This window comes from Micromonospora sp. ATA51 (assembly GCF_016802855.1).
Lineage (GTDB): Bacteria > Actinomycetota > Actinomycetes > Mycobacteriales > Micromonosporaceae > Micromonospora > Micromonospora sicca.
On the sequence record NZ_JAEVHJ010000064.1, the window covers coordinates 1 to 26,243 of the forward strand.

Genomic DNA, 26,243 nt, shown 5'->3' on the forward strand with positions numbered 1-26,243 from the left:
GCGGACGGGGTCGCCGTGGGCGGACCGTACGGGCTCGCGGGGGGCCGGGGTCGCCGGCCGGCCGGCGGCGGTGGGGTCGGGCGCTGCGGCGGCGGTGGTTCCGGCGGCCGGGGAGTCGGCCGGAACCGGCGCGTCGGCCGGCGGTGTGGAGTCGGACTGCCCGCGCTCGACGGGGGGCAGCTCGGCGGTGGAATGCGACGGCTCGGCGTCGGCGGGAGCCGGCGACCGCTGTGGGTCGGTCTCGTACTCGGTCATGGAACCACCTTCTCCCCTGGCACTGCGACCAGCCTGGAACGTGCCTGAATGTTTTCTGAAAGTCAGTCGGCCTCGTCCGGGGCGTCCGGCAGCAGCGGCAGCTTGACCCGGAAGGTCGCCCCGCCGCCCGGCGTCTCGGCCACCTCGACGGTGCCGTGGTGGGCGCCGACCAGCGCCGCGACGATGGCCAGCCCGAGTCCGGTGCTGGTGACCCCGGTGGCCCGCCGGGTCCGCGCCGCGTCGGCCCGGTAGAACCGCTCGAAGACCCGCTCGGCCTGTTCCGGGGTCAGCCCCGGGCCGGTGTCCGCGACCTCCACCACGGCCAGGTTGCCCGGCTGGGTACGCAACCGCAGGGTCACCGAGGCGTCCGGCGGCGTGTGGGTCAGCGCGTTGGTCATCAGGTTGCCGATCACCTGGCGCAGCCGGGCGTCGTCACCGTGCACCAGCAGCGTGCCGGCGCCCGGCTCGATGTCCAGCTCGATCCGGCGGTCCGGGGCGACCGCCCGGGCGGCCTGCACCGCGTCGCTCGCCAGCACCGGCAGCTCCACCGGGGCCAGGGTGATCGGCCGCTCCCGGTCCAACCGGGCGAGCAGCAGCAGGTCCTCCACCAGCAGCCCCATCCGGGCCGCCTCGTCCTCGATCCGGCGCAGCAGGCCGGCGGTCTGCTCCGGCGCGCGGGCCGCACCCTGGCGGTACAGCTCGGCGAAGCCCCGGATGGTGGTCAGCGGGGTACGCAGCTCGTGCGAGGCGTCCGCGACGAACTGCCGCATCCGCTCCTCGGAGCGCCGGGCCCGCGCCTCGGAGGCCTGCGCCGCCGCCGCCGCGTCCCGGGCGCTGACCTCGGCGCTGCGGGCCGCCGTCTCGGAGGCGGCGCGGGCGGTGAAGGCCGCCTCGATCTGGGCCAGCATGGCGTTCAGCGCGCGGGAGAGCCGGCCCAGCTCGGAGGTCGGGCAGGGCCGCCCCTCCTCCGGGTCGGGCACCCGCCGGGTGAGATCGCCCCCGGCGATGGCCGCCGCGGTCCGTTCGATCTCGACGAGCGGTTTCAGGCTGGTCCGGACGATCGCCGCGCCCACCGAGGCGAGCAGGATCAGCACCGCCCCGCCGACCAGCAGGTCGATCCAGACGAGCTGCTTGACGGCCAGGTCGACGTCGACCATGTTCTGCCCGACGGCGATGAACTGGTCGTCGTTCAGCCGCTTGACCATGACCCGCCAGCGCAGATGCTTGTCCGCGGCGTCGGTGGTGAACGCCTGCTGGTCGGCGTGCTGCTCGTACCAGGAGAACTGGTTGAGCGAACCGGGCAGGTCCTCCGGCACCAGGGACTTGTCGTAGACGATCTGGCCCCGGCCGGTGCTCCGGCTGGCGGTGACCACCATGTAGTCGCTCGGCAGGCTGCTCGTCGTGGCATCGGTGGGCATCGTCTGCTGGGCCCGGTCCAGGTACGAGTCCAGCTCGCTGTCGACCCGGCCCACCAGGTAGCTCTGCAGGAAGAAGGCGGTCAGCAGGCTGATCACCACCAGGGCCGCCGCCACCAGGGCCAGGACCGAGGCGACCAGCTTTATCCGCAGCGGTACGCTCCGCAGCCGTCCCTTCGCCTGCTCGACGACGCTCACGCCGCCGGCTTGCGCAGCACGTACCCCACCCCGCGCAGGGTGTGGATCAGGCGGGGCTGGGTGTTGTCGACCTTGCGCCGCAGGTACGAGATGTAGGACTCGACGATGTTGTCGTCGCCCCGGAAGTCGTAGTTCCACACGTGGTCGAGGATCTGCGCCTTGGAGAGCACCCGGTTGGCGTTCAGCATCAGGTAGCGCAGCAGCTTGAACTCCGTCGGCGACAGCTGCACCCGCTGGCCGGCCCGGTGCACCTCATGGGTCTCCTCGTCCAGCTCCAGGTCGGCGAAGGTGAGCCGGGACGGCGCCTGCTCCCCGGTGGCGGTACGCCGCAGCACGGCCCGGATCCGGGCGGTCAGCTCCTCCAGGCTGAACGGCTTGGTGACGTAGTCGTCCCCGCCCAGGGTCAGCCCGCGGATCTTGTCGTCGGTGGCGTCCCGCGCGGTGAGGAAGACCACCGGGGTACGGGTGCCGCCCTCGCGGAGCATCCGGATGACCTCGAAGCCGTCCAGGTCGGGCAGCATCACGTCGAGCACCACCAGGTCGGGCCGATGGTCCTTGGCGGCGTGCAGCGCCGCGCTGCCGCTGGTCGCGGTGGCCACGTCGAAGCCCGCGAAGCGCAGGCTCGCGGAGAGCAGTTCGAGGATGTTCGGGTCGTCCTCGACGACGAGCAGTCGGGCCTCGGTCTGGGTAGCCACCATGTGGCCCATCATCCGCGCTCTCGCTGCGGCCCCGCTGGGCGCTTCCTGGAAACAACCTGTGAGCCTGGGTCCCCGGCCCGCCGGGCCGGGGACGGCCGTCAGCGGAGCAGCCGGCGCAGCCCGTCCAGCGCCCCGTCCAGCACCCGGATCGCGGTCCGCAGCTTGCTGTCGCTGAGCCGGCCGGCGCGGACCAGCGCGCCGACCTCGACGGTGAACTCGGCGAGCCGCTGGTCGAACTCGGCGAGCAGCGGCGACTCGCCCGGCGGCGGCGTGCCGTTGGTGGCCGGCCGGGTCGGCGGGGGCTCCCACCGGGCCGCCCGCCTCTGCCGGGTCTGCCGGGTCGCCTCGCGCAGTTCGCGCTTGAGGTCGCGCACCGAGCCGCGTACCTCGGTCTGGATCTCGCCGGCCAGGGCGGAGAGGTCCTCGACGGAGGCGGTGATGTCCGATTCCAGGGTGGCCAGCTCACCGGCGCGCTGCCGCAGCTCCGCCCGGCCCGCTTCGGTGATCTCGTAGACCTTGCGGCCGCCGGCGGCGGTGTGGGTGACCAGGCCCTCGACCTCCAGCCGTTGCAGGCGGGGGTAGATGGTGCCGGCGCTCGGCGCGTACAGACCGAGGAAGCGGTCCTCCAGCAACCGGATCAGCTCGTAGCCGTGCCGGGGGCCGTCGTCGAGGAGCTTGAGCAGGTAGAGCCGGAGCCGCCCGTGACTGAACACGGCGGTCACGGCAGTTCCTCCTCGTCGACCTCGTCGGTCTCGTCGACCGACCGGGCCAGCAGCGCGATGCTGCCCGACGTCGCGGACGCCCAGAGCTTACCCTCGCCCGCGCCGAGGACGCCGTGGCTGTCCTTGGTCGCGCCAAGCCCGGCGTCGCCGCGTACCTGCGGGAAGCCGCTGGTGATCCGGCCGGAGGTGGTGTGCAGGTGGACGGCGAGGTCGCTGTCCTCGCGGACCCGGACGGTGACGCTGCCGGAGATGGTGCTGAGCCGGATCTCGCTGCGCCGCGGGTTGTCCAGGTCGCAGGTGATCGCCCCGGAGACGGTGTGCGCGTGCACCCGACCGGCCGCGCTGTCGGCGAGGATGACCTCGCCGGAGACGGTCTCCATGGTCAGGTCGCCGGCGACTCCGAGCGCCTCCACCGGGCCGGAGATGATCTTCGCGGCGGTCCGCCCGCGCAGCCCCATCAGAGTGATCTGCCCGGAGGTGACGTCCACCTGGGTCTCCCGGCGCAGGCCGGAGGCGACCAGCGAGCCGTCGATCAGGCGCAGGTCGGCCAGCACGTCGGCCGGTACGGCGATGGACACCTCGGCCCGGAAGCGGCGGCCGAGCTGACCGAGCCACCAGAGGAACCCCGGCCAGCGCGGGATCCGCTCGTGGCCGACGCGCAGCCGTCCGTCCCGGTGCTCCACGACGACCGGCCGCCGGCTGACCCGGGTGACGTCGACCCGGGCGGGCCCGTCGGTGCCGACCACGTTGAGCCGGCCGGTGATCAGGCGTACCTCGAGCCGGGTGACCGGCTCGTCCAGAGTGATCCGCTGCGGGCTGTCGACCGTCCAGCTGGCCATGGCGTCCTCCCCTCGGTGACGTACCGATTCCCGGCACGTCGAGCGACGAGGAGAGCCTAACGCGATACATCGCGACGTATCAAGACTGTCCCGAGTCGGGGATCCGTCAGGCCGCCAGGTCCAACTCCCGCACCGGCACGGGCGGGGCCGGCCGCCGGGCGGGGACCAGGTGCACCGCCGACTCGGCGGCCCGGGCCAGCAGCCGGCGGTCCGCGTCCACGGCCGGGTGCAGCGCCGCGGTCACCGCCACCGACAGGGTCAGGTCGCGGGCCGCCAGCACCCGGCGTACCGAGTCCCAGAGGGTCTCGTCGCCGAGGAAGGCGGCCGCCGTCGTCGCCGTGCCGGTCGCGCCGTACCGGTAGCCGATCCGCAGCGGCACCACTGGCGCCCCCGCGTCCACCGCCGCCTGGAACATGGCCGGCCGGAAACCCCGGCCGGCCGGCAGTCGGCCGCCTCGCCGCACCAGGTGGTCCCCTCGGCGAAGACCGCGACCGGGTGACCGGCGCGCAGCGCGGCCGCGACCCGGCCCACCGCGGCCGGCAACTCGCGGGGGCGCGCCCGGTCCACGAAGACCGTGCCGGCCGCGGCGGCGAGCTGGCCCACCAGCGGCCAGGCCCGCACCTCCCGCTTCGCCAGCATCCGGGCCGGCGCGACGGCCAACACGGCGAGGACGTCCAGCCAGGAGACGTGGTTGGCGACCAGCAGGGCCCGTCGGCGGGGCAGCCGGCCCCGGACCACCAGCCGAATGCCGAGGGCCCGCAGCGTCCCCCGGGCCCAGCCGCGCACCGCGACGTCCCGCTCCCGGGCGGGCAGGACCGCGAGCAGGCCGGCCAGGCCGACCCCGAGCACGAGCATGCCGAGTACGCCCACCAGCCGGCCCGCCCGCCGCAGGGCCGGCACGGTCTGCTCCACCGCGAGCGGCAGGCATTCCGGGCCGCAGCCGGAGGCCGGCCGCCAGAGGTCGTCGGCCGTCACGGCTGCTCCCCGCCGAGGAAGTGGCGCAGGTGACGGGGGTTCATCCGGTCCAGCGAGAAGAGCACGTAGAAGTCGGCGACCCCGAAGTCCGGGTCGTACGCCGGCTCGCCGCAGACCCAGGCGCCCAGCCGGAGGTACCCGCGCAGCAGCGGCGGGACCAGCGCGCGCGCTCGGCGGGCGAGAGGGTCGCCGGATCGACGGCGACCGGCGCCTCGGCCGACCACGGGCGCAGCGGGCGGACCCGCAGCGGCGGCGGCGCCAGGTGCCGGCCTGGACCTGCGCCCACACCTCGGCCGCGGCCGTCCCGCCGTCGGCCACCGGCACCGAGGCGCAGCCGCCCAGCCAGCGGGACCCGCGCAGGTGCAGGTACCGGGTGATGCCGGCCCACATCAGGTTGATCACCGCGCCGGACCGGTGGTCCGGGTGCACGCAGGACCGGCCGGCCTCGACCAGGTCGCCGCGGAGCGGGTCGAGCGCGGCCAGGTCGAACTCGCCCTCGGCGTACCGGCGGTCGGTGCGCCCCGGCGGCAGCAGGCGGTAGGTGCCGACCACCTCGCCGGTGCCCCGCCGCAGCACCACCAGGTGGTCGCAGTGGGCGTCGAACTCGTCGGTGTCCAGCCCGGCGGCACCGGGGTGGAGGGTCGCCCCGAGCTCGGTGGCGAACACCTGGTGGCGCAGACGTTGCGCAGCCGCGACCAGGGTCGGGTCGTCGGCGATCAGCAGGGTGTATCCGCTGGTCGTGAGGGGTGCGCCAGCGGCGTGCAGAACGGCCATGGGTATCTGTGTAAGGGCCTCGGGTTGCCGGCTGCGGGGGTGAGGGGTGTCGATCCGGTGAACGCCAACCGGCGCTCCGGTCCCCGCGTTCACCTGCGGCGGGCCGCCGCCGACCGTCGCCGGGCCGGTGTCGGCCGGTGCGGCGGGGGCGGCAACGGCGTGCGAGGCTGCCCGGGCGGCGCCGGTGACGCGGCCGGAGCCCGGACCAGCCCGGAGGACGTACATGATCATCGAGTCGCGCTTCAACGGCCCGCCCGGCTCGGGCAACGGCGGCTGGAGTGCCGGGGTCTTCGCGCGCGCTCGACGACCGCGGCCCGGTGGAGGTCACGCTGCGCCGACCGCCGCCACTGGAGACCCCGCTGCACCCGGTCGACGGGGAGATCCGCGACCGGACGGCGAGGTCGTCGCGCAGGTACGCCCGGTCGAGCCGTTCGCCTCCGTGGTCCCCGCGGTGGACCGGGCGACCGCGGCGACCGCCGCCCGGGAGTACCCCGGTCTGGTGGACCACCCGTTCCCCGGCTGCTACGTCTGCGGCCCGGCGAACCCGGACGGGCTGCGGATCTTCCCCGGCCGGCTGCCGGACGGGCGGACCGCGGCGCCGTTCCGCGCGCCGGAGCGGGTGGTCCCGGCGACGGTCTGGGCCGCGCTGGACTGCCCCGGCGGTTGGGCGGTCATCGCGCCCGGCCGCCCGTACGTCCTCGGCCGGATCGCCGCGGTGGTCGCCGTGCTGCCCGCGCCGGGCGACGAGTGTGTGGTGACCGGGGCGATGGTCGGCGCCGAGGGGCGCAAGGCGGAGGTGCACTCCAGCCTGTACGGCCCGGACGGCGCCGTGCTCGGCCACGCCCGGGCGACCTGGATCGCGCTGCCGCCGGCCTGACGTCTCCTCCCTGGGGATGATCACCTCCTGCCCAGGAGGGAGACGGGACTACGGACAGCGCCTGATTGACCTGCTTGCGCCGCCTTGCCACGCTGTGCCCGGCGCCCGCCGCAACGGCGTCCCACCGGCGCGCCCGCGCGTCGTGGCAGGAGAGGAGAACGATGTCCGACGGGCAGTGGAGCCCCAGCGCCGGGACCGGCCAGATCGTGGTGTCCGGACTGAGCAAGCAGTACAAGAACGTCCGGGCGGTGGATGACCTGTCCTTCACCGTCGAACCGGGGCGGGTGACCGGCTTCCTCGGCCCGAACGGCGCCGGCAAGACGACCACGCTGCGCATGCTGCTGAACCTGGTCGCCCCGACGGCCGGCACGGCGACCATCGGCGGCCGGCGGTACGCCGACCTGGCCGACCCGCTGCGCTCGGTGGGCGCGGTGCTGGAGGCCTCCAGCGCGCACAAGGGCCGCACCGGCATCAACCACCTGCGGGTGATCTGCGCGGCGGCGGGGCTGCCCGCCGGCGGGCCGACGAGGCGCTCGCCCTGGTCGGGCTCGCCCCGGCGGCGAAGCGCAAGTTCAAGGGCTACTCGCTGGGCATGAAGCAGCGGCTCGGCATCGCCGCCGCGATGCTCGGCGACCCGCAGGTGCTGATCCTGGACGAGCCGGCGAACGGCCTCGACCCGGAGGGCATCCGGTGGATGCGCGGCTTCCTCAAGGGGCTGGCCGCCCAGGGCCGGACCGTGCTGGTCTCCAGCCACCTGCTGTCGGAGATGCAGTTGCTCGCCGACGACGTGGTGATCATCGCGGCCGGCAAGCTGATCCGGCAGGGTCCGGTGGACCAGGTGATCGGCTCGATGGCGCACGGCACCCGGGTGCGGGTCCGCACCCCGCAGGCGGCCGAGCTGACCGCCGCGCTGCACGAACAGGCGGCGACCGTGGACACCGACGAGCACGGCACGCTGCTGGTCGCCGGGGTGGACGCGCCCACCGTGGGCCGGATCGCGCTGGCCGCCAAGGTGGAGCTGCACGAGCTGACCACCGAACGCCCCGACCTCGAAGGGGTCTTCCTCGAACTGACGGCCGGAAAGGCGGACATCCGATGAACCTGGTCCGATCCGAGCTGCTCAAGATCCGTACGACCAACACGTGGTGGCTCTTCGGCATCGGCGCGCTGGTCACCCTGGCGCTGGCGTTCCTGGTGAACGCGGTGAACGCCGACATCAGCCTGACCGGCGGGCAGGACCTTGAGGGGGTGCCGGCGGACCAGGCCGAGCAGATCCGGGCCACCGCCAGCGAGGTCTACCAGGCGGCCAACCTGTTCACCTCGGGGCAGTACTTCGGGCTGCTCTTCGTGCTGCTGCTCGGCATCATCGTGGTGACCAACGAGTTCTACCACCAGACCGCGACGACGACCTTCCTCACCACCCCGCAGCGGACCATGGTGGTCGCGGCGAAGCTGGTCACGGCGGCGCTGTTCGGCGCGCTGTTCTGGCTGGTCACCACCCTGCTGACCATTCCGGCGACGCTGATCTACTTCGGTGTCCAGGGCTGGGACGCCCACTTCGGGTCGTGGGACGTGACCCGGGCGATCCTGCTCAACCTGCTCGCGTACGTGCTCTGGGGGATCTTCGGGGTCGGCTTCGGCGTGCTGATCCGCAGCCAGATCGGCGCGACCATCACGGCCGTGGTGCTGTACCTGGTCGGCACGACCGCGGCGAACCTGATCTTCTTCCTGCTCCAGCAGTGGCTCGAGTGGGACTGGATCAGCAAGCTGGCGGTGATCGTCCCGTCCACCGCGTCGACGCTGATGATCAGCGGCACCGAACTGCCGGGCAACCCGCCGCAGTGGGTGGGCGCCGCGGTGCTCATCGGGTACGCGGTGGTGACCGGCGCCATCGGCACCATGATCATGCGCCGGCGGGACATCGCCTGACCGGTACGACGACGGCCCCCGGGGCGGTGACGCAACCTCACCGGCCGGGGGCGTTCCGCGTCTAGCAGGAGACGACCGGACACGCAGCGTTTGCCGAACTTCTGGCATCTTCTGTGAAACGGACCACCAGCCGGAGGCGAGAATGCCTGCGGCATTCCTACGGCGTAGCCTGGGACCCGTCTCCCGTGCAGCCCCTATTCCGGCACGGCGGACACCGCGTGACATTACGAACCCGCGTGAAAGAGGCGATTACCGGCCGTGTCGACCCAGCAGACTTCGCAGGAGAACCCACTGGCGGGTTTCGGCCCGAACGAATGGATCGTCGAGGAGATGTACCAGCGCTACCTCGCCGATCCCTCGAGCGTCGACTCCGCCTGGCACGACTTCTTCGCCGACTACCGACCCGCGCCCGGCGCCGCCACCCCGCGTCCGGCTGACGGCAAGGCCAAGCCGGCCGCCCAGCCGAGCCGGCCGAGCAGCAGGAGGCGGTCGCCACCGTCACCCAGCAGCCGGCCCCGGCGAAGCCGGCCCCCGCGCGGCCAAGCCGGTCGAGAAGCCCGCCGCCAAGCCGGCGCCCGCCGCGAAGGCCGCCCCGGCCAGGCCGGCCGCCAAGGCGCCGACCGCGACCGCCGCGGGCACCACCCCGCTGCGCGGCGTGGCCGCCAAGATCGTGCAGAACATGGACGCCTCGCTGGCCGTGCCGACCGCGACCAGCGTGCGCGCGGTCCCGGCCAAGCTGCTGGTCGACAACCGCATCGTGATCAACAACCACCTCGCCCGCGGGCGCGGTGGCAAGGTCAGCTTCACCCACCTGATCGGGTACGCGCTGGTCCGGGCGCTGGTCGAGCACCCGGAGATGAACAACTCCTTCGCCGAGGTCGACGGCAAGCCGGCGATGGTCCGCCCGGAGCACGTCAACCTGGGCATCGCGATCGACCTGACCAAGCCGGACGGCTCCCGCAACCTGGTGGTCCCGTCCATCAAGGGCTGCGAGCAGATGGACTTCCGGCAGTTCTGGCAGGCGTACGAGGACGTGGTCCGGCGCGCCCGCCGCAACGAGCTGACCATGGAGGACTACGCCGGCACCACGATCTCGCTGACCAACCCGGGCGGCATCGGCACCGTGCACTCGATCCCGCGGCTGATGCAGGGCCAGAGCGCCATCATCGGCGTCGGCGCGATGGAGTACCCGGCGCCTTACCAGGGCATGAGCGAGGCCACCCTGGCCGAGCTGGCGGTCAGCAAGATCATCACGCTGACCAGCACCTACGACCACCGGATCATCCAGGGCGCGCAGTCCGGCGAGTTCCTCAAAGTGATGCACGAGCTGCTGCTCGGCGAGCGTGGCTTCTACGACCAGATCTTCACCTCGCTGCGCATCCCCTACGAGCCGGTGCGCTGGGTTCGCGACGTGGCCGTCGACTCCGAGGGCCAGATCAACAAGACCGCGCGGGTGCACGAGCTGATCCACGCGTACCGGGTGCGCGGCCACCTGATGGCCGACACCGACCCGCTCGAGTTCAAGATCCGCAAGCACCCCGACCTGGACGTCCTCCAGCACGGGCTGACCCTGTGGGACCTGGACCGGACCTTCCCGGTCAACGGCTTCGCCGGCAAGCAGCGGATGAAGCTGCGCGAGATCCTCGGCGTGCTGCGCGACTCGTACTGCCGCCGGGTGGGCATCGAGTACATGCACATCCAGGACCCGGAGGAGCGGCGCTGGATCCAGGAGCGGATCGAGCGCAAGTACGAGAAGCCCGACCCGGACGAGCAGAAGCACGTGCTCAACCGGCTCAACGCCGCCGAGGCGTTCGAGACCTTCCTGCAGACCAAGTACGTCGGGCAGAAGCGGTTCTCGCTGGAGGGCGGCGAGTCGCTGATCCCGCTGCTCGGCGAGATCCTGGAGTCGTCCGCCGAGGGCGGGCTCGACGAGGTCGTCATCGGCATGGCCCACCGCGGCCGGCTCAACGTGCTCGCCAACATCGTCGGCAAGCCGTACGAGAAGATCTTCTCGGAGTTCGAGGGGCACCTGGACCCGCGCTCGACGCAGGGCTCCGGCGACGTGAAGTACCACCTCGGCCAGAACGGCAAGTTCACCACCCCGGGCGGCGACCACTCGGTCAAGGTCTCGCTGGTGGCGAACCCGTCGCACCTGGAGGCCGTGGACCCGGTGCTGGAGGGCATCGTCCGGGCCAAGCAGGACCGGATCGACCTCAAGCTGGAGGGCTACACCGTGCTGCCGCTGGCGGTGCACGGCGACGCCGCCTTCGCCGGCCAGGGCGTGGTCGCCGAGACGCTCAACCTCTCCCAACTGCGCGGGTACCGCACCGGCGGCACCGTGCACGTGGTGGTCAACAACCAGGTCGGCTTCACCACCGCCCCGGAGTACAGCCGCTCCAGCCTCTACAGCACCGACGTGGCGCGGATGATCCAGGCGCCGATCTTCCACGTCAACGGCGACGACCCCGAGGCCGTGGTGCGGGTGGCCCGGCTGGCCTTCGAGTACCGGCAGGCGTTCAACAAGGACGTCGTGATCGACATGGTCTGCTACCGGCGGCGCGGGCACAACGAGGGCGACGACCCGTCGATGTCCAACCCCCAGATGTACAAGATCATCGACTCGAAGCGCTCGGTGCGCAAGCTCTACACCGAGGAGCTGATCGGGCGAGGTGACATCACCGTGGAGGACGCGGAGGAGCTGCTGCGCGACTACCAGTCGCAGCTGGAGCGGGTCTTCAAGGCCACCCGGGACGCCGCCACCACCCCGCGCCAGCTCAGCCGGCCAGCCCGGCAGGAGGAGCCGGAGCCGATCGTGGAGACGGCCACCGACGCCGCCGTGGTCAAGGCGATCGGCGAGGCGCACGTCAACCTGCCGGACGGCTTCACCCCGCACAAGCGGATCCAGCAGCTGCTCGACAAGCGGGCGAAGATGTCCGTCGAGGGCAACATCGACTGGGGCTACGGCGAGATCATCGCCTTCGGCGCGCTGCTGCACGACGGGGTCACCGTCCGGCTCGCCGGGCAGGACTCCCGCCGCGGCACCTTCGTCCAGCGGCACGCCTCGGTGGTCGACGCGAAGACCGGCGACGACTACCTGCCGCTGAAGTCGCTCACCGGGGACGGCGAGCGGTCCCGGTTCTTCGTACACGACTCGCTGCTGTCCGAGTACGCCGCGATGGGCTTCGAGTACGGCTACTCGGTCGAGAACGTCAACGCGCTGGTCTGCTGGGAGGCCCAGTTCGGTGACTTCGTCAACGGCGCCCAGTCGGTGATCGACGAGTTCGTCTCCTCGGGCGAGGTGAAGTGGGGCCAGCGCTCCGCCGTCACCCTGCTGCTGCCGCACGGCCTCGAGGGCCAGGGCCCGGACCACACCTCCGGCCGCCCGGAGCGGTTCCTCCAGCTCTGCGCCGAGGACAACATGCGGGTGGCCATCCCGACCACCCCGGCGAACTACTTCCACCTGCTGCGCCGCCAGGCCCTGTCGCCGAAGCGCAAGCCGCTGGTGGTGTTCACGCCGAAGTCGCTGCTGCGGCACAAGCTCTGCGTCTCCCCGGTGGAGGACTTCACCACCGGCACCTTCCAGCCGGTGCTGCGGGACACCGCCGCCCCGGCGCCGGAGCAGGTGAAGCGAGTGCTGCTCTGCTCGGGCAAGGTCTACTACGACCTGTTCCAGGCCCGGGCCGAGCGGGGCGTCACCGACACCGCGATCATCCGGATGGAGCAGCTCTACCCGTTGCCGGTCGAGGAGATCCGGGCCGCCCTGGCGCAGTACCCGAACGCCGAGGACTTCGCCTGGGTGCAGGAGGAGCCGGCCAACCAGGGCGCCTGGTCGTTCGTCGCGCTCAACCTGCTGGAGCACCTGACCGACGTCCGGCTGCGCCGCATCTCCCGCCCCGCCGCCGCCGCCCCGGCGGGCGGCTCGGCGAAGATGCACGAGGTCGAGCAGAAGGCGCTGATCGAGGCGGCCCTCCCCCGCCCGTGACCTGACCGCACCGCCAGCGGCGGGGCAGCGACCGCACGACGGCCGCTGCCCCGCCGCATGTGGCGACCCCGTTTTCGAGAGGACACACCGATGTACTTCACCGACCGCGGCATCGAGGAGCTGGTCGAGCGCCGGGGCGACGAGCAGGTCAGCCTGGAGTGGCTGGGCGAGCGCCTGCGCGACTTCGTCGACCTGAACCCGGAGTTCGAAACCCCGATCGAGCGCTTCGCGACCTGGCTCGCCCGCCTCGACGACGAGGACGAGGACTGAGCGTTTGACGCGGGGCTGCCCCGTCGCGTCCACTAAAGAGCAGCGCCCCGCGTCCCACCACGGCCCACCGGGGCGTACCCCGCCGGACGACAGGGAGGCGGAAGTGGACCTCGAGACCCGCAAGCCGCCGCAGGACGCGGTGACCGTCCGCCGCCTGCGCCTCGGCATCGGTTCCGTCGGCATCGCGCTGCCGGTCGTGCTGGTGGTCGGTCACCTCGTCGCCACCCGACAGCTGACGCTGCTCGACTCGCTCAGCGGCTACTACCACACCGAGATGCGGGACGTCTTCGTCGGCGCGCTCTGCGCCGTCGGGGTGTTCCTCATCAGCTACCGGCACCGCTGGCCGGACGACGCGCTGAGCACGGTCGCCGGGGTGCTGGCGATCGCGGTGGCCCTCTTCCCCACCACGGTCGGCGCGCCGGCCGGCACCACGAGCGGCACCGACCGGACGGTCGGCGTGGTGCACCAGGCCGCCGCCGCGGCGCTGTTCCTGCTCCTCGCCGCCTTCTGCCTGTTCCTCTTCACCAGGCCGGACCGGGCCGGCCTGCCCCCGTCGCCGTCGGCGAACCGGGTCTACCGCGCCTGCGGCCTGCTCATCCTGGCCGCGATCACGCTCGCGCTGGCGAGCACGGCGCTGCCCGCGGACGTACGTCACACGGTCAAGCCGGTGCTCTGGTGCGAGACCGTCGCCGTCCTCGCCTTCGGCGCCGCGTGGGCGGCGAAGAGCGACGCACTCTTCCGCTCGGCCGACCTCCCGGCCGGACCGCCGGCAGCCGAAGGGTCCGGCCACACCGGTACGCCGGCGGCACCGGCCCGATCCTGATCGACCGGGTCGGTGGGCCCAGGCACCAGGACCCGGGCGCGGGGTACGGCGATCTTGTAGCGTGGTCCTCGTGGCCCGCAGCGTCTACGTGACCAGCGTGGGGTCCGGCGGTGGGAAGTCGACCATCGCCCTCGGCCTCGCCGAGCTCCTCTCCCGGCAGGTGGAACGGATCGGCACGTTCCGGCCGCTGGTCGCCGGCGCCGGCACCGACCCGATCCTCGCCCTGCTCACCGACCGCTACCGGGTCGACCTCCCGGTGGCCGAGCTGTCCGGCAGCACGTACGCGGAGGCGACGGCCCTGGTCGCGGACGGCCGGCGGGAGGAGCTGATCTCCCGGATCGTGGCCCGCTACCGGGACGTCGAGCGGCGCTGCCCGGCGATGGTCGTGGTGGGCAGCGACTTCGCCGACGGGGACGGCGCCGGCCCGCGCGAGCTGGCCTTCAACGCCCGGCTGGCCACCGAGTTCGGCAGCGTGGTGGTGCCCGTGGTGGACGGCTTCGGTCAGCAGCCGGAGGCGATCGCGGCGGCGGCCCGCGGGGCGTACCACGACCTGGAGGACCTGGGCGCGACCGTGCTGGCCGTGATCGCCAACCGGGTGCCCGGCCCGATGACCCTCCCCGAGCTGCCTGTCCCCACGTACGCGATCCCGGAGGTGCCGACCGTGTCGGCGCCGACGGTGGCCGAGGTGGCGGCGGCCCTCGGCGCCACCCTGCTGGCCGGCGACGACGCCGCGCTCGACCGGGACGTGCTCGACTACGTGGTGGGCGCCGCCCACGTGCCGACCCTGCTCGACCACCTGACCGAGGGCGCGCTGGTGATCACCCCGGGCGACCGGGCCGACCTGCTGGTGGCGGCGAGCGCCGCGCACGTCGCCGGTCTGGTCTCGGTGGCCGGGCTGGTGCTCACCCTCGGCGAGCAGCCCGACCCGCGGGCGATGCGGCTGGTCGAGGGGCTGAACACCGGTCTCGCGGTGCTCTCGGTGACCAGCGACAGCTACGACACGGTGGCCGCGTCCAGCCGGATCGAGGGCCGCCCGAGCGTCGACAACCCGCGCAAGGTCGAGGCCGCGCTCGGCGCCTTCGAACGCTGCGTGGACACCGTCGACCTGGCCCGCCGGCTGCGGGTCAGCCGCGCCGAGCGGGTCACCCCGCTGATGTTCTCCAACGCCCTGATCGACCGGGCCCGGGCGAACCGTCGCCGGCTGGTGCTGCCGGAGGGCGCCGAGGAGCGGATCCTGCGCGCGGCGGAGATCCTGCTGCGCCGGGGCGTCGCCGACCTGACCCTGCTCGGCCGCCCCGATGACATCGCCCGGCGCACCCGGGAGCTGGGCATCGACATCGGGGACGCCCAGGTGGTCGACCCGGTCACCAGCGGCTGGCGGGACGAGTTCGCCGCCGAGTACGCGAAGCTGCGCGCGCACCGGGGCCTCACCGTCGAGCTGGCCCACGACGTCGTGGCGCAGCCCAACTACTTCGGCACCATGATGGTGCACACCGGCCACGCCGACGGCATGGTCTCCGGGGCCACCCACACCACCGCCGCCACCATCCGCCCGGCCTTCGAGATCATCCGTACCGTGCCGGGCGTCTCGGTCGCCTCCAGCGTCTTCTTCATGCTGCTCGCCGACCGGGTGCTGGTCTACGGGGACTGCGCGGTCAACCGCGATCCGGACGCCGCCCAGCTCGCCGACATCGCCATCTCGTCGGCCGACACCGCGGCACGGTTCGGCATCGAGCCGCGGGTGGCGATGCTGTCGTACTCGACCGGCAGCTCGGGCGCCGGCGCCGACGTGGAGAAGGTCGCGGCGGCCACCAAGCTGGTCCGCGAGCGCCGGCCGGAGCTGCTGGTGGAGGGCCCGATCCAGTACGACGCGGCGATCGATCCGCAGGTCGCGGCCACCAAGCTGCCGGACAGCCCGGTGGCCGGACGGGCCACCGTCTTCATCTTCCCGGACCTGAACACCGGCAACAACACGTACAAGGCGGTGCAGCGCTCGGCCGGCGCCCTGGCGGTCGGCCCGGTGATGCAGGGCCTGCGCCGGCCGGTCAACGACCTGTCCCGGGGCGCGACCGTCCCGGACATCGTCAACACCGTCGCCATCACCGCCATCCAGGCCGCCGCCGAGGAGTCGTCATGAGCCGGGTACTGGTCCTCAACTGCGGATCCTCGTCGGTCAAGTACCGCCTCTACGACGACGAGGACGTCCGCGACAAGGGCAGGGTGGAGCGGGTCGGCGAGCCGGGTGGCGACGCGGCCGACCACGAGACCGCGGTCCGGGAGATCCTCGCCCGGCTGGACCTGACCGGGCTGGAGGCGGTGGGGCACCGGGTGGTGCACGGCGGCCGGACGTTCACCGAACCGATGCTGATCGACGACGCCGTGCTGGCCGCGGTCGAGGATCTGGTGCCGCTCGCGCCGCTGCACAACCCGGCGAACCTGGCCGGCATCCGGGTGGCCCGTGAGTCGCTGCCGGACGTCCCGCAGGTCGCCGTCTTCGACACCGCGTTCCACCACACCCTGCCCGAGGCCGCCGCCACCTACGCCATCGACCGGGACATCGCCGAGCGGTACGGCGTCCGGCGGTACGGCTTCCACGGGACCTCGCACGCGTACGTCTCCCGGCGCACCGCGGAGCTGCTCGCCGGCCATACGAGGAGGTCAACGTCATCACCCTGCACCTGGGCAACGGGGCCAGCGCCTGCGCGATCCAGGGTGGCCGGAGCGTGGCCACCTCGATGGGGATGTCCCCGCTGGAGGGCCTGGTGATGGGCACCCGCAGCGGCGACGTCGACCCGACGGTCATCTTCCACCTGCGCCGGGAGGGCGGGATGACCGTCGACGACATCGACGACCTGCTCAACCACCGCAGCGGCCTGCTCGGGCTGACCGGGGCCAACGACATGCGCGAGGTGCTGGCCCGGCGGGACGCCGGGGACGCCGCCGCGGCGCTCGCCTTCGACGTCTACCGCCGTCGGATCACCGGGTACGTCGGTGCGTACTACGCCCTGCTCGGGCGGGTCGACGCGGTGACCTTCACCGCCGGGGTCGGCGAGCACGCCGCGCCGGTCCGGGCCGCCGCGCTGGCCGGGCTGGACCGGCTCGGCATCACCGTGGACCCCGCCCGCAACGACGCCAGCGGCGACCGGGTGATCTCGCCGGACGGGGCCGAGGTGACGGTCTGCGTCATCAGCACCGACGAGGAGCGGGAGATCGCCCGGGAGGCCCGAGCCGTGGTGGCGGCGACCCACCACTGACCCGGGGCGTGGCTCAGCCCAGCGCGAGCCAGGCGACCACGGCCACCAGCAGCACCACGACCGCCGCGCCGACGATCAGCGGGAGGCGGGACGGCGCGGTCTCCGGGGCGGTGCCCTCGGGCGTGTGGACGAAGGCGCGGAACTGCTCGGTGTTGCCGCTCGGGTCGCTGTAGTTCTCAGACATGCCGGTGACCCTAGCGAAGCCCGCCGACGCGGGTCGTACCGCCGGGCCGGTGGGGGGCGAGTCGGGCCCGGCCGGCGGAGCGGCACCGACCGGGTGGCGCCGGCAGCCGGTCCGGACGGCGGGGCCGCTGGGCCCACCCGGTCGCCTACCGTGAAACGGTGGAGGGGCAGCGGCTGGCCGCCGTGCTGGTGACGGCGCTGCTGGCGGGCTGCGGGCCGGCCACCGCCGCGACCGGCGGTCCGCGCCCGGCGCGATCGGCGCCGCCTCCTCCGGGCACGCCCCGCAGCGGAGCTGGCCGGTCGGGGTCCGGCAGCTCACCGTCGACCCGGACGGCCCGCGACCACTCCCGGTCACCATCTGGTACCCCGCCGCCGCGCCGGCTGGCCCGGCTGGCCCGTCGACGACCGGGCCGGCGCCGATGGCCGCCGCGCCCGTCGCGGCGGGACGGTTCCCGGTCGTGGTCTACAGCCACGGGCTGCGCAGCCTCCCCGAGCTGCACGCCCCGCTGACCACCCGGTGGGCCGCCGCGGGCTTCGTGGTAGCCGCCCCGACCTATCCCCGCACCAACCTGCGCGCCCCGGGCTTCACCCGGGCGGACGTCCGCAACCAGCCCGCCGACGGCTGGCGCCTGATCCGCCACCTGGTACGCCTCGACGCCCACGACGACCCGCTCGCCGGGCACCTGGCCGTCGACCGGATCGCCGCGGCCGGTCACTCGGCGGGCGGCTTCACCACTGCCGGCATGTTCACCTCCGGCCACTCGGCGCGGCTGCGCTCCGGCATCGTGCTCGCCGGGGGAGGTCTGGCCGGCAGCTTCGCCGGGCCGCCCGCGCCGCTGCTCTTCGTGCACGGCGGCGCGGACCCGATCGTCCCGGAGTCCGTCGGCCGCGCCGCGTACGCCCGGGCGACCGGGCCGGCGGCCTTCCTGAGCCTGCCCGGCCAGGGGCACGGCGAATACCTCTCCCCCGGCCACCCCGGCTTCACCCAGGTTCTCGCCACCACCACCGACTTCCTCCGCTGGACCCTCTACGACGACCGGGCGGCGCTGCACCGCCTCCCCGCCGACGCCCACCTCCCCGCCGTCACCGCGCTCACCACCCGCGCCCTCCCCGACTAGCCCCCACCGGTTATCGATGGACGCTCGCACCGCACCCGTGATCAGCGTGGCGGCGCAGATCGAGTTCAAGGAGATGTTCCCGGTCTGGATGCCCGGCCGGCCCCGGCGGGCCAAGGACGCCGCCGACGTCGCCCGCCTTCGGGCCGGCCTCCTCGGCCGGGCGGGCAGCTGAGACGACAGCTCAGGCACCGGACGATCGGTCACGCTCCGTTCGATGTCGGGCCGGCGATCCGGCGGCGCGAGGCACAATCGTCTTCATGTCCCGTCGCCGTACCTCCGTCCTGGTCGCCGCCGCCCTGCTCACCGTGGGCCTGGCCGGCTGCTCGAACGGTGCCGCACCGGCCGTGCGCAGCGTGCCGACCGCCCCGCCGAAGGCGACCACCCCGGCACCACGGGTGCCCGCCGGGCACGCGCCCACCGAGACCTTCGCGGTCGGCGTACGACAGCTGAAGCTGAACCGGGACGGCGACCGGCCCCTGCCGGTGACCCTCTGGTACCCGGCCCTGGGGGCGGCCGGCGGCACGCCGGAGCGCTCGGCGCCGGCCGCGACCGGCCGGTTCCCGGTGGTCATGTTCAGCCACGGCCTGGGCGCCCGCCCGGAGGACTACCAGCTGCTGCTGAGCCGCTGGGCGGCGGCGGGTTTCGTGGTGGCCGCGCCGCGGTTCCCGCACACCGGCACGGGCGGCGACGGCAACGTGCTCGACGTGCTGAACCAGCCGGCCGACGTGTCGTACGCGCTGACCCAGGTGCTCGCCCTCGACACGAAGGCCGACGATCCGCTGCGCGGGCGGCTGGACGCCGAGCGGGTGGCCGCGGCCGGGCACAGCGCCGGCGGGGTGACCACGATCGGGCTCTTCACCGCCGGCCGCGACGAGCGGCTCGACGCCGGAATCGTCTTCGCCGGGACGGCGCTCGGGGTGGGCACCGCCTTCGCCGGCGCCGCCGCGCCGCAGCTCTTCGTGCACGGCGAGGCCGACGAGGTGGTGAACTACGCCGCCGGCAAGGCGGTGTACGACGCGGTGCCCTGGCCGAAGGCCATGCTCAGCCTGCCGAAGGGCGACCACGGCCGGGCCCTGCTCACCGACGGCAAGGCGCTGCGGGTGGTCTCCGACACCACCGTCGAGTTCCTCCGCTGGACCCTCTACGGCGACGCGGAGGCCAAGGACCGCCTCCCCACCGACGCCACCCGCGGCGACCTGGCCACCCTCGACGACCACCTCTGAGCGGCCGCCGGGGGCGGGGCGGCTCAGGCGGTGTGGTCGACGACGACCTTGCCGAAGACCTCGCCGGAGGCGAGGCGGGCGAAGGCTTCCTCGATCCGGCCGAACGGCACCACGCTGTCGACCACCGGGCGCACCTCGTGCTCGGCGCAGAACGCGAGCAGCTCGGTCAGCTCGTCCGGGGTGCCCATCGAGGTGCCCAGGATCTCCAGCTGCATGGCGAAGACCCGACGCAGGTTGACCTTGGGCTCGTACCCGGCGGTGGCGCCGGAGACGACGATCCGGGCCATCGGCGCGGCCGACTTCAGGGAGTGGTCGAAGGTCGCCGCGCGACCGTCTCGATCACCACGTCGACCCGCTCGGGCAGCCGGGCGCCGGGTTCCAGCGCGGTCGCCCCCAGTTCGGTGATCCGCTCCCGCTTGGCGGCGTCCCGGCTGGTGGCGTACACCCGCTTGCCGAGCGCGACGCCGAGCGCGACGGCCGCGGTGGCCACGCCGCCGCCCGCCCCCTGGACCAGCACCGACTCGCCCTCGTCGACCCGGCCCCTGGTGGTGAGCATCCGCCACGCGGTCAGCCAGGCCGTGGGCAGGCACGCCGCGTCGGTCGCCGCCAGGCCGGTGGGCAGTGGCAGCAGGTTCATCCGGGGTACGGCCACCCGCTCGGCGAAGGTGCCGGCGAAGTGCTCGGAGAGGATGGACACGCCGCGGGGGTCGCCGGGGGTGGGCACCACCGGGTAGATGACCACCTCGTTGCCGTCCGGGTCGGTGCCGACCGCGTCGCAGCCGAGGATCATCGGCAGCTGGTCCGGGCCGAGCCCCACCCCGCGCAGCGACCAGAGGTCGTGGTGGTTGAGCGAGCTGGCCCGCACCTGCACGGTGATCCAGTCGTCCTGCGGGTGGGTCGGCTCGGGGCGGTCGCCGACGCTGAGCGCGGCGAGCGGGTTGTCGGCGTCGAAGCTAGAAGCAAAGGCGGCACGCATGATCGGCACGGTAACAAGCTGAGCGCCCGTTAAGAAGGGGCCCTTCCCACCAAAAGGCGATAGAAAGGGCTCCCGGTACGGCTCGGTGCCGCTCAGCGGCGGGCGACCCCGTCGCGGCGGGCCGCCTCGGCCACCGCCTCGGCGACCGCGGGGGCGACCCGCGGGTCCAGCGGGGAGGGCACGATCGCCTCGGCGGTCAGCGACTCGGCGACCACACCGGCGATCGCGTCGGCGGCGGCCACCTTCATCCCCTCGGTGATCCGGGTGGCCCGGGCGTCCAGCGCGCCCCGGAACACGCCGGGGAAGGCGAGCACGTTGTTGATCTGGTTCGGGTAGTCGCTGCGCCCGGTGGCGACCACCGCCACGTGCCGGGCGGCCACCTCCGGGTGCACCTCGGGGGTGGGGTTGGCCAGCGCGAAGACGATGCCACCGGGCGCCATCCCGGCCACCGCCGCCTCGGGGATCTGCCCGCCGGAGACGCCGACCAGGACGTCCGCGCCGCGCAGCGCCTCGGTGATGTCCCCCTGGCGGCCCTCGGCGTTCGTGATCTCCGCCAGCTCCGCCTTGGTCCCGGTCAGCTCGCGGTGCCGGCCGATGATCCCCTTGGAGTCGCAGACCACGACCTGGTCCGGGTTCACTCCCCCGGCGATCAGCATCTTGGTCACCGCCACCCCGGCCGCGCCGGCGCCGCTGACCGCCACCCGCAGGTCGCCGAGCTTCCGGTTGAGCAGGGCGGCGGCGTTGCGCAGCGCGGCCAGCACCACGATCGCGGTGCCGTGCTGGTCGTCGTGGAAGACCGGGATCGGCAGCGCCTCGTCGAGCCGGCGTTCCACCTCGAAGCAGCGCGGCGCGCTGATGTCCTCCAGGTTGATCCCGCCGAACGACGGGGCGATCGCCTTCACCGTCGCCACGATCTCGTCCACGTCCTGGGTGTCCAGGCAGATCGGCACCGCGTCCACGCCGGCGAACTGCTTGAACAGCACCGCCTTGCCCTCCATCACCGGCAGCGCCGCGCGCGGGCCGATGTTGCCCAGGCCGAGTACGGCGGAACCGTCGGTGACCACGGCGACGGTGTGCGACACCCAGGTGTAGTCGTCGGCGAGGGCGGGGTCGGCGGCGATCGCCTCGCACACCCGGGCCACCCCGGGGGTGTACGCGAGGGAGAGGTCCTCCCGGCTGGTGAGCGGCACCGTCGAGGCGACGGCCATCTTGCCGCCGACGTGCAGCCGGAAGACGGGATCAGCGGGGTCCACGGTGGACGAAGACATTGGTGACTCCAGGATCTGTCGAGCAGACGGACCAGCCGGCTCGGGCGCGAGGTCAGCGGCGAGCGGGGCGGGCGGTGCAGGGGGTCACCCGGGCACTTTCCGAGCATAGTGGCGCACGCGGAGCGCCGATGTGAGCGGGGTCATATCCGCCGGCGGCCCACCCGGCCCGGCCGGGGCCAGTACCGGGCCACCACCCGGCCCCGGACGTCGGCCACCCCGTACGCCCGGGAGTCGTCGGCGACCAGGTCGTTGTCGCCGCGTAACCACCAACCGCCGTCCTGCGGACGGACCGCGCGCTTGACGACCAGCAGGTCGGGGCGGCTGCGGAAGACCGCGATCACCACGTCGCCGGCACGCACGGCCCGACCGCCCGTGCGTACCAGTACCGAGTCCCCGTGCCGCAGCGTCGGGACCATGGAGGGGCCGGTGACCAGGACGGTCACCAACGGGCCGCGCAGCTCGGGCGCGGCGGAGTCGCCTGTGGGGCGCATCGGGTTTCACCTCCCGCCCGCCGGGGAGCATGTCCAGGAGTAATGTCGGCTTGGATCATCGCAAACATCCCATGGAGGACCCTGATGCGCCTTCCCCGCATCCTTTCGCCCCGTGTGACCGCCAGCGCGCACTGCGACCTGCCGTGTGGCGTGTACGACCCGGCGCAGGCCCGGATCGAAGCCGAGTCGGTCAAGAAGATCTCCGAGAAGTACCAGGCGAACACCGACCCGGAGTACCGCACCCGCGCCATCATCATCAAGGAGCAGCGGGCCGAGCTGGTCAAGCACCACCTCTGGGTGCTGTGGACCGACTACTTCAAGCCGGAGCACTTCGAGAAGTACCCGAACCTGCACACGCTCTTCAACGAGGCCACCAAGCTCGCCGGCGGCAGCGGCGCCAAGGGCAGCGTGGACCCGGCCGTGGCCGACAAGCTGCTGCAGAAGATCGACGAGATCTCCAAGATCTTCTGGGAGACCAAGAAGGCGTGACCCTGGCCGCCCAGGCACCGACGATCCGGCCGGCGCGTCCCGAGGACGTGCCGGCCGTCGTCGCGATGGTGCACGAACTCGCCGAGTACGAGCGCGCCCCCGAGCAGTGCCACCTGACCGCCGAGCAGTTGACCGCCGCCCTGTTCGCGACTGCTCCAGGTCGCGGCGCGGCGTCAGACGCGCCGAGCTGGAGCAGTCGTAGCCCGGCGCCGGCGCTCTTCGGCCACGTCGCGGTGGACGACCGGGACACTCCGCTCGGCTTCGCGCTCTGGTTCCTCAACTTCTCCACCTGGGAAGGTGTGCACGGCATCTACCTGGAGGACCTCTACGTCCGCCCGGCCGCCCGGGGCACCGGGGCGGGGCGGCTGCTGCTCGCCACCCTCGCCGCGATCTGCGTCGAACGGGGCTACCGCCGGCTCGAGTGGTGGATGATCAAGTGGAATCCGGCGGCCGGCTTCTACGCGTCCATCGGGGCGGTGCAGATGGACGAGTGGGTGCCGTACCGGCTGGCCGGCCCGGCGCTGCACGGCCTCGCGGCGCAGGCCACGGCCGTGCCCCCGCAGTCGCACACCTGACCGGGTAGAGTCCCGCACCGGGGGGATGAGGCGTGACTCAACTGACCGGCCAGCCGACGACCGACGACGACGTGGTGCACCTCACCGTGCCCGCCGACGGCAGTTACCTCGGTGTGCTCCGTACCGCCACGGCAGGTCTCGCGGCCCGGCTCCAGTTCGCCCTCGACGAGATCGAGGATCTGCGCATCGCGGTGGACGAGGCGTGCGCCATGCTGCTCGCCATCGCCACCCGGAACGCCGAACTGGAGTGCCGCTTCACGGTCACCGACGACGCGCTGACCGTCGAGGTGACCGTGCCGACCGTCCGGGGCGCCACGCTCCCGTCCGAGTCGTCCTTCGCCTGGAAGGTGCTCACCGCGCTGACCACGTCGGCGGCCGCGAAGGCGGCCGACGGCCGGGCCACCATCTCGCTGCTCACCCGCCGGGCCTCCGGCTACTGACCGCGCGTCCCGCACCGCCCCCGAGGGGGTGTGAGCGGCCGGGTCACTGGAAGCCGAGCGCCCGGTTGGTCGGCGGGCTGACCAGCAGGCCGGTGACGCCCAGGCCAAGGGCCATCAGCGGCAGGCCCAGCCAGCCCAGCCCGCCCTGGATCATGTACCAGCCGATCGGCAGCAGCATGAGCTGAAGCACGATGGCCGGGGCCCGGGCGCCGCTCTTCCGGCGGCCCAACGCGCCGCCGAGGGCCCAGAGCGCCACCGCGCCGGCGAGCGCGAACGCCGTGACCAGCAACGCCGAGGTGAGGTGGGTCGTGGTGGCGGTGAGGTCGGACCAGATCAGCCAGACCGCGACCAGGCCGAGCGCCACCGCCTCGGCGCGCAGCAGGCGTACCGCCCAACGGAGCGTGTCGGGGATCGGCTCGGAGTCGATGGTCACGCGCGACACGATACCCGCCGGTAGGCGCGGTACAGTGCCGCCCATGCGGGCCGTCCTGGTGGTCAATCCGAAGGCCACCACCACCAGCGAACGCAGCCGGGACGTGCTGGTCCGGGCGCTGCGCAGCGAAGTCGACCTGTCGGTGCGGTACACCCGCCGACGGGGTCACGCCATGGACCTGGCCCGGGAGGCCGCCGAGGAGGGCGTCGACCTGGTGGTCACGCTGGGTGGCGACGGCACGGTCAACGAGGTGGTGAACGGCCTGATGGCGGCCGAGCCGCCGACGTTCCGGACCGGCGACACGCCGGCGGAGCGGCTGCCGCCCTGGCCACCGTCCCCGGCGGCTCGACGAACGTCTTCGCCCGGGCGCTGGGGCTGCCCCGGGAATGGCCGGAGGGGACCAGCATGATCCTGGAGGGGCTGCGCCTGGGCCGCTCCCGGACGATCGGCCTGGGCCGGGCGGACGACCGGTACTTCACGTTCTGCGCCGGCTTCGGCGTCGACGCCGCGGTGATCCACCGGGTCGAGCGGGCCCGGCGGAAGGGACGGGTCTCCTCGCCCGGGCTCTATGTGCGGTCGACCCTCGGCCAGTACTTCTTCGGCTCCGACCGCCGGCACCCGGCGATCAGCCTGGAACGCCCCGGCGAGCAGCCCGAGGCCGAGCTGGCGACCGTCATCATCCAGAACACCGCACCGTGGACGTATCTGGGCGAGCGCGAGATCAACCCGAACCCGGACGCCTCGTTCGACCTCGGCCTGGACGTGCTGGCGATGCGTCAGCTCCGGGTCGCCAGTACGGCACGGATCGTGACCCAGTCCTTCTCCCGGAAGCCCGATCCGCGCGGCCGTCAGGTGCTACGGCTGCACGACGTGGCGGAGTTCACCCTGCTCTCGGCCCGTCCCCAGGCTTTTCAGCTCGACGGGGACTACCTGGGAGAGCGGGAGAAAGTTAGATTCACATCCGTTCCGGCCGCACTGAGAGTAATCTGCTAGGTCTCGGGTACTCCCGTCGGTTGACGCGGTCGCCCACCGCCAGCCGCGCGGTGACCGCCACACCCGAGGGGCAGGTGCCGGAAATGTCAGCAATGTCACGCGCACTGTACTATATTGATCCTCGACTGTGGCACGCCGGGTAACCAGAGCGCTCTGAAACCCGGACAAAAGGGTGGTGAGCTCGCTCACTGCTCGGAGTTTTTCCGAGTGGCACCCTTGACATCGCAGCAGTTCGTGAAAGTATTCACAAGCGAACTTGAGTTACCGGGACATTGCCTGGATATGCTCGGCAGGTTGAGCTGTTCCAGCAGGTCCAGGGGCCCGCAGCCTGCTCACGCAGTGCCGAATTGATGGACGCTGACCGTCACCAATCGGCAATGCGGATGCATATAGGAAAAGCACGAAGCGATATCTGCCACCCATCCAGAATGAGGAGTGTTGCCGCCATGGACTGGCGTCACCATGCTGTCTGCCGCGACGAGGACCCGGAGCTGTTCTTCCCGATCGGGACGTCCGGTCCGGCTCTCCTGCAGGTCGAGCAGGCCAAGGCCGTCTGCCGGCGCTGCTCCGTGACCGACGAGTGCCTGAAGTGGGCGCTCGAGTCCGGTCAGGATGCCGGCGTCTGGGGCGGGATGAGCGAAGAGGAGCGCCGTGCGGTCAAGCGCCGCGGCGGTCTCCGGGTGCTGCGCGCTCACTCCGCCTGACCACACCGCACAAGCTGAACGCCCCGGCAGGGTCACCCGCCGGGGCGTTGTGCTGTTCGGGTCCGGCGGCGCGACTCGTCGACCACGTGGCGTCGACCCGACGAAGCACCAGATCGGCGAGGTCGGGGGCGTCGGTGAGCGGGGCGGCCACCGCCGTCGCGCCGGCGTGCCGGGCCGCCGCCAGCACCGCGTCGTGGAACAGGCCCGGAGCCAGGAAGTAGACGGCCACCGCGACCCGCCGGGCGCCCGCCGCGCGCAACTTCGCCACCGCGACGCGGCCGCCGGGGACGCCGCCGAGGCGTACGACACCCGGCAGGGCACCCCCAGCCGCGCCCCGAG

18 protein-coding genes and 12 pseudogenes are annotated in these 26,243 nt (G+C 73.1%); 16 read left to right on the forward strand and 14 right to left on the reverse strand.

Features of this window, described 5'->3' with window-relative positions; all coding sequences use genetic code 11:
- The 8 genes and pseudogenes from JNW87_RS13005 to JNW87_RS13040 form a co-directional block, all read right to left on the reverse strand.
- Positions 1 to 255, reverse strand: a pseudogene (locus tag JNW87_RS13005) (peptidase S1); the annotation flags it as partial.
- Positions 256 to 317: 62 nt separating this feature from the next.
- Positions 318 to 1,430, reverse strand: a pseudogene (locus JNW87_RS13010) (ATP-binding protein); the annotation flags it as partial.
- Between the two features lie 281 nt (positions 1,431 to 1,711).
- A pseudogene (locus JNW87_RS41500) lies at positions 1,712 to 1,868 on the reverse strand (two-component sensor histidine kinase); the annotation flags it as partial.
- Positions 1,865 to 2,566: a response regulator transcription factor gene (locus JNW87_RS13015; RefSeq protein WP_109800454.1), complete on the reverse strand. Its 702-nt coding sequence runs from the start codon at positions 2,564 to 2,566 to the stop codon at positions 1,865 to 1,867. The pseudogene JNW87_RS41500 and the gene JNW87_RS13015, both read right to left, overlap by 4 nt.
- 98 nt (positions 2,567 to 2,664) lie before the next feature.
- A complete protein-coding gene (locus JNW87_RS13020; protein WP_109800453.1) occupies positions 2,665 to 3,288 on the reverse strand; it encodes a PadR family transcriptional regulator in 624 nt (207 codons plus the stop codon).
- Positions 3,285 to 4,127 carry a DUF4097 family beta strand repeat-containing protein gene (locus JNW87_RS13025; RefSeq protein ID WP_109800452.1) on the reverse strand — a complete coding sequence of 281 codons (843 nt, stop codon included), beginning with the start codon at positions 4,125 to 4,127 and terminating at the stop codon, positions 3,285 to 3,287. Before JNW87_RS13025 ends, JNW87_RS13020 begins: the two co-directional genes overlap by 4 nt.
- A gap of 106 nt (positions 4,128 to 4,233) precedes the next feature.
- Positions 4,234 to 5,102 (reverse strand): annotated as a pseudogene (locus JNW87_RS13035) (lysophospholipid acyltransferase family protein).
- Positions 5,099 to 5,876 (reverse strand): annotated as a pseudogene (locus JNW87_RS13040) (GNAT family N-acetyltransferase). The pseudogenes JNW87_RS13035 and JNW87_RS13040 overlap by 4 nt, the downstream one beginning before the upstream one ends.
- 223 nt (positions 5,877 to 6,099) lie before the next feature.
- Here JNW87_RS13040 and JNW87_RS13045 point away from each other — a divergent pair.
- The 8 genes and pseudogenes from JNW87_RS13045 to JNW87_RS13085 all read left to right on the forward strand — a co-directional run bounded on the left by JNW87_RS13045 (position 6,100) and on the right by JNW87_RS13085 (position 17,011).
- Positions 6,100 to 6,753: pseudogene (locus tag JNW87_RS13045) on the forward strand (hypothetical protein).
- A gap of 161 nt (positions 6,754 to 6,914) precedes the next feature.
- Positions 6,915 to 7,852, forward strand: a pseudogene (locus JNW87_RS39485) (ABC transporter ATP-binding protein).
- On the forward strand, positions 7,849 to 8,682 hold the full coding sequence (locus JNW87_RS13060) for an ABC transporter permease subunit (RefSeq protein ID WP_109800448.1): 834 nt from the start codon (positions 7,849 to 7,851) through the stop codon (positions 8,680 to 8,682). Before JNW87_RS39485 ends, JNW87_RS13060 begins: the two are co-directional and overlap by 4 nt.
- Before the next feature lie 258 nt (positions 8,683 to 8,940).
- Positions 8,941 to 12,664: pseudogene (locus JNW87_RS13065) on the forward strand (multifunctional oxoglutarate decarboxylase/oxoglutarate dehydrogenase thiamine pyrophosphate-binding subunit/dihydrolipoyllysine-residue succinyltransferase subunit).
- Positions 12,665 to 12,754: 90 nt separating this feature from the next.
- Positions 12,755 to 12,934 carry a DUF6104 family protein gene (locus JNW87_RS13070; protein ID WP_091570976.1) on the forward strand — a complete coding sequence of 60 codons (180 nt, stop codon included), beginning with the start codon at positions 12,755 to 12,757 and terminating at the stop codon, positions 12,932 to 12,934.
- Between the two features lie 103 nt (positions 12,935 to 13,037).
- Positions 13,038 to 13,757 (forward strand): DUF998 domain-containing protein, encoded by a 720-nt coding sequence (locus JNW87_RS13075; RefSeq protein WP_201749498.1) that lies wholly within the window; start codon positions 13,038 to 13,040, stop codon positions 13,755 to 13,757.
- A 70-nt stretch (positions 13,758 to 13,827) separates the two neighbouring features.
- On the forward strand, positions 13,828 to 15,894 hold the full coding sequence (gene pta / locus JNW87_RS13080) for a phosphate acetyltransferase (RefSeq protein ID WP_375373507.1): 2,067 nt from the start codon (positions 13,828 to 13,830) through the stop codon (positions 15,892 to 15,894).
- Positions 15,891 to 17,011, forward strand: a pseudogene (locus tag JNW87_RS13085) (acetate/propionate family kinase). Before pta ends, JNW87_RS13085 begins: the two are co-directional and overlap by 4 nt.
- A gap of 13 nt (positions 17,012 to 17,024) precedes the next feature.
- On the opposite strand, the gene JNW87_RS13090 reads toward JNW87_RS13085, so the two are convergent.
- Positions 17,025 to 17,195: a hypothetical protein gene (locus JNW87_RS13090; RefSeq protein WP_201749497.1), complete on the reverse strand. Its 171-nt coding sequence runs from the start codon at positions 17,193 to 17,195 to the stop codon at positions 17,025 to 17,027.
- 418 nt (positions 17,196 to 17,613) lie between these two features.
- Between JNW87_RS13090 and JNW87_RS13095 the strand changes: the two genes are divergently transcribed.
- The 3 genes from JNW87_RS13095 (at position 17,614) to JNW87_RS13105 (ending at position 19,535) form a co-directional block, all read left to right on the forward strand.
- A complete protein-coding gene (locus JNW87_RS13095) occupies positions 17,614 to 18,312 on the forward strand; it encodes an alpha/beta hydrolase (RefSeq protein WP_238453765.1) in 699 nt (232 codons plus the stop codon).
- Positions 18,313 to 18,328: 16 nt separating this feature from the next.
- Positions 18,329 to 18,484, forward strand: a complete 156-nt coding sequence (locus tag JNW87_RS13100; protein WP_236648393.1) for a hypothetical protein — start codon at positions 18,329 to 18,331, stop codon at positions 18,482 to 18,484.
- Between the two features lie 85 nt (positions 18,485 to 18,569).
- Entirely contained in the window at positions 18,570 to 19,535 is a 966-nt protein-coding gene (locus JNW87_RS13105) for a chlorophyllase (protein WP_109804412.1), read from the forward strand.
- A gap of 23 nt (positions 19,536 to 19,558) precedes the next feature.
- Here the strand turns inward: JNW87_RS13105 and JNW87_RS13110 are convergent.
- From JNW87_RS13110 to JNW87_RS13120, 3 genes and pseudogenes are all read right to left on the reverse strand, one after another.
- Positions 19,559 to 20,520 (reverse strand): annotated as a pseudogene (locus JNW87_RS13110) (zinc-binding dehydrogenase).
- 83 nt (positions 20,521 to 20,603) lie between these two features.
- Positions 20,604 to 21,779, reverse strand: coding sequence for an NADP-dependent malic enzyme (locus JNW87_RS13115; RefSeq protein WP_109804411.1), 1,176 nt, complete (start codon positions 21,777 to 21,779; stop codon positions 20,604 to 20,606).
- A 140-nt stretch (positions 21,780 to 21,919) separates the two neighbouring features.
- On the reverse strand, positions 21,920 to 22,270 hold the full coding sequence (locus tag JNW87_RS13120) for a S24/S26 family peptidase (protein ID WP_109804410.1): 351 nt from the start codon (positions 22,268 to 22,270) through the stop codon (positions 21,920 to 21,922).
- Positions 22,271 to 22,354: 84 nt separating this feature from the next.
- On the opposite strand from JNW87_RS13120, the gene sodN reads away from it, so the two are divergent.
- The 3 genes from sodN to JNW87_RS13135 all read left to right on the forward strand — a co-directional run bounded on the left by sodN (position 22,355) and on the right by JNW87_RS13135 (position 23,774).
- On the forward strand, positions 22,355 to 22,759 hold the full coding sequence (sodN, locus tag JNW87_RS13125; RefSeq protein ID WP_109804409.1) for a superoxide dismutase, Ni: 405 nt from the start codon (positions 22,355 to 22,357) through the stop codon (positions 22,757 to 22,759).
- Between the two features lie 65 nt (positions 22,760 to 22,824).
- The gene (locus tag JNW87_RS13130; RefSeq protein ID WP_109804413.1) at positions 22,825 to 23,334 is read left to right on the forward strand and encodes a GNAT family N-acetyltransferase; all 510 of its coding nucleotides are present in this window, start codon (positions 22,825 to 22,827) and stop codon (positions 23,332 to 23,334) included.
- Positions 23,335 to 23,366: 32 nt separating this feature from the next.
- On the forward strand, positions 23,367 to 23,774 hold the full coding sequence (locus tag JNW87_RS13135) for an ATP-binding protein (protein ID WP_109804408.1): 408 nt from the start codon (positions 23,367 to 23,369) through the stop codon (positions 23,772 to 23,774).
- A gap of 43 nt (positions 23,775 to 23,817) precedes the next feature.
- Here the strand turns inward: JNW87_RS13135 and JNW87_RS13140 are convergent, their stop codons facing one another.
- Positions 23,818 to 24,207 (reverse strand): hypothetical protein, encoded by a 390-nt coding sequence (locus tag JNW87_RS13140; RefSeq protein WP_109804407.1) that lies wholly within the window; start codon positions 24,205 to 24,207, stop codon positions 23,818 to 23,820.
- 43 nt (positions 24,208 to 24,250) lie between these two features.
- On the opposite strand from JNW87_RS13140, the pseudogene JNW87_RS13145 reads away from it, so the two are divergent.
- Together JNW87_RS13145 and JNW87_RS13150 are read left to right on the forward strand one after the other, a co-directional pair.
- A pseudogene (locus JNW87_RS13145) lies at positions 24,251 to 25,200 on the forward strand (diacylglycerol/lipid kinase family protein).
- A gap of 446 nt (positions 25,201 to 25,646) precedes the next feature.
- Positions 25,647 to 25,904 carry a WhiB family transcriptional regulator gene (locus tag JNW87_RS13150; RefSeq protein ID WP_089012725.1) on the forward strand — a complete coding sequence of 86 codons (258 nt, stop codon included), beginning with the start codon at positions 25,647 to 25,649 and terminating at the stop codon, positions 25,902 to 25,904.
- 82 nt (positions 25,905 to 25,986) lie between these two features.
- Here the strand turns inward: JNW87_RS13150 and JNW87_RS13155 are convergent.
- A pseudogene (locus JNW87_RS13155) lies at positions 25,987 to 26,243 on the reverse strand (CbiX/SirB N-terminal domain-containing protein); the annotation flags it as partial.

Bases quoted from the DNA above. Each gene is read 5' to 3' on its own strand.
- JNW87_RS13015 (WP_109800454.1), bottom strand. From the start codon at position 2,566: ATGGTGGCTACCCAGACCGAGGCCCGACTGCTCGTCGTCGAGGACGAC.
- JNW87_RS13025 (WP_109800452.1), bottom strand. From the start codon at position 4,127: ATGGCCAGCTGGACGGTCGACAGCCCGCAGCGGATCACTCTGGACGAG.
- JNW87_RS13060 (WP_109800448.1), top strand. From the start codon at position 7,849: ATGAACCTGGTCCGATCCGAGCTGCTCAAGATCCGTACGACCAACACG.
- JNW87_RS13070 (WP_091570976.1), top strand. From the start codon at position 12,755: ATGTACTTCACCGACCGCGGCATCGAGGAGCTGGTCGAGCGCCGGGGC.
- JNW87_RS13090 (WP_201749497.1), bottom strand. From the start codon at position 17,195: ATGTCTGAGAACTACAGCGACCCGAGCGGCAACACCGAGCAGTTCCGC.
- JNW87_RS13095 (WP_238453765.1), top strand. From the start codon at position 17,614: ATGGCCGCCGCGCCCGTCGCGGCGGGACGGTTCCCGGTCGTGGTCTAC.
- JNW87_RS13100 (WP_236648393.1), top strand. From the start codon at position 18,329: ATGGACGCTCGCACCGCACCCGTGATCAGCGTGGCGGCGCAGATCGAG.
- JNW87_RS13105 (WP_109804412.1), top strand. From the start codon at position 18,570: ATGTCCCGTCGCCGTACCTCCGTCCTGGTCGCCGCCGCCCTGCTCACC.
- JNW87_RS13115 (WP_109804411.1), bottom strand. From the start codon at position 21,779: ATGTCTTCGTCCACCGTGGACCCCGCTGATCCCGTCTTCCGGCTGCAC.
- JNW87_RS13120 (WP_109804410.1), bottom strand. From the start codon at position 22,270: ATGCGCCCCACAGGCGACTCCGCCGCGCCCGAGCTGCGCGGCCCGTTG.
- sodN (WP_109804409.1), top strand. From the start codon at position 22,355: ATGCGCCTTCCCCGCATCCTTTCGCCCCGTGTGACCGCCAGCGCGCAC.
- JNW87_RS13130 (WP_109804413.1), top strand. From the start codon at position 22,825: ATGGTGCACGAACTCGCCGAGTACGAGCGCGCCCCCGAGCAGTGCCAC.
- JNW87_RS13150 (WP_089012725.1), top strand. From the start codon at position 25,647: ATGGACTGGCGTCACCATGCTGTCTGCCGCGACGAGGACCCGGAGCTG.